At 76.3% G+C, this 2,081-nt stretch carries 1 protein-coding gene and 1 pseudogene; both read left to right on the forward strand.

What is annotated here, in order from left to right; all coding sequences use genetic code 11:
• Positions 1 to 1,389, forward strand: a pseudogene (locus AC1DUQ_RS21175) (ABC transporter); the annotation flags it as partial.
• Positions 1,390 to 1,406: 17 nt separating this feature from the next.
• Positions 1,407 to 2,081 (forward strand): GTPase (locus tag AC1DUQ_RS21180; protein WP_477074568.1); only part of this gene is annotated, 675 nt, incomplete at its 3' end.

Here is a 2,081-nt window from a genome sequence, read left to right on the forward strand (position 1 = left end):
GTCGAGGAGGGCAACCGCATCCTTGCCGCCCAGCTGCTGGGTGCCGCGGACGTCTGGCTGTTCGTCACGACCGCCGCGCGGTACGCGGACGCCGTCCCGTGGGAGCTGCTGGCCGACGCCGCCCAGCGGGGCACGCACCTGGCGCTCGTGCTGGACCGGGTGGACGTCGGTACCGAGACCGCGGTGGGCGACCACCTGCAGCAGATGCTTGGGGACGCCGGCCTGTCGTCGGCCACGGTGATCGTGGTGCCCGAGGTCGCTCTCGAGGACGGACTGTTGCCCGAGCACGCCGTGGGGCCGATCGCCGACTTCCTCACCCGGACGGCCACCGACCCTGCGGTCCGCGCGGCCGCGCTCGCCGAGACCTGGGACGGGGCGGTCGCCGACGTGTCCCGCCGGGCGCTCGACCTGGCCGCGGCGGCGGACGAGCAGCGGGAGGCAGACGCGCGGCTGCGCTCGGCGGTGACGGCGGCGTACGCGTCGGCGGCGGCCCAGATCGCGCACGCGACCTCCGACGGGACGCTGCTGCGCGGCGAGGTGCTGGCCCGGTGGCAGGACGTGGTCGGCACCAGCGAGTGGTTCCGCTCCCTCGAGCAGGGGGTGTCCCGGCTTCGCGACCGCCTGGTGGGGTTCGTGCGCGGACGCCGACCGGCCGAGCCGGCGCTCGTCGAGGCGGTGGCGCACGGGTTGTCTGCCGTCATCCAGGATGCCGCGGAGGACGCCGCCGAGACCGCTCACTCCGCGTGGCGGCACGACCCGGCGGGCCTCGCCCTGCTCGAYGGGCTCGCCCTGTCGCGGGCGTCGAGCGATCTGCGGACGCGGACGGCGGAACAGGTCCGGGCCTGGCAGGGCGACGTGCTGTCCCTCGTCGAGACGGAGGGTGCCGACAAGCGGACGACCGCGCGCGCGCTGTCCTACGGGGTCAACGGGCTCGGCGCCGTGCTCATGGTCGCGGTCTTCGCGTCGACCGGCGGAATCACGGGTGCCGAGATCGGCATCGTCGGCGGGTCGGCCCTGCTCGCGCAGCGCCTGCTGGAGGCGGTCTTCGGGGACGACGCCGTGCGCCGGCTCACGCAGGAGGCGCACAGGAGCCTCGCGGCTCGGACGGACGCGCTGCTGGAGGAGGAGTCGTCCCGGTTCACGCGCCAGCTGGATGCCACGGGAGCGCGCGGACGGGACGGCGACGACCTGCGGGCGTCGGCCGCGGCCGTCAGCTCGGCGATGGCGGCGCGGACCGCCGCGACCGCGTGGGGCGCCGGCGAGCTCCCCGCCGGTGGCAGCGGGCACCTGCGCGGGACCGGGGCTGTCGGCCGCGCCGTGGCAGTGCCCGACCGTGAGGAGCCGGAGCGCCCCCGGTGGTGGAACCGGTGGTTCCGGGGCGACGGGTGAGCGCGTCGGCGGGGAGCTTGACGGGGCGCGTCGCGGCGCTCGACGAGGCCGTCGGTCTTGCCCGCGGGCGGCTGCCCGACGCCGCCCTCGAGGCACCCACGGCCGTCGTCGCCAAGGCGCGGGACCGTGCGTCGCTGTCGGGTGAGTACACGGTGGTCGCGCTCGCCGGCGCGACCGGGTCGGGGAAGTCGTCGCTGCTCAACGCCCTCGCCGGAGCGCGCATCGCGGAGCCGGGCGTCCGCCGGCCCACCACCGGGCAGCCGGTCGCGGTGATCGTCCCCGCCAAGGGCGACGACACGGATCAGGGCGCCGACGAGCTCCTGGACTGGCTCGACGTCCGCCAGCGGCACGTCGCCGCGAGCCGCGCCCTGGAGTCGGCGACCGGCCTGGTGCTCCTCGACCTGCCCGACCACGACTCCGTGGTCACCGAGCACCGCACGATCGCCGAGCGGCTGTACGCGCGCGTGGACCTGCTGGTCTGGGTGGTGGACCCGCAGAAGTACGCCGACGCCGCCCTGCACACCCGCTACCTGCGCGGGCTCCGGGACCACGCGGGAGTCGTGGTCCTGGTGCTCAACCAGGCCGACCGGCTAAGCCCCGCGGAGCAGCGGGCGATGGTGGCGGACCTGCAGCGGCTGGCGGTCGAGGACGGCCTGGGCGCGTCGCCGGTGCTGGCCGTGAGCGCGTCGACC

Source organism: Cellulomonas sp. P4_B5_2, assembly GCF_056402235.1.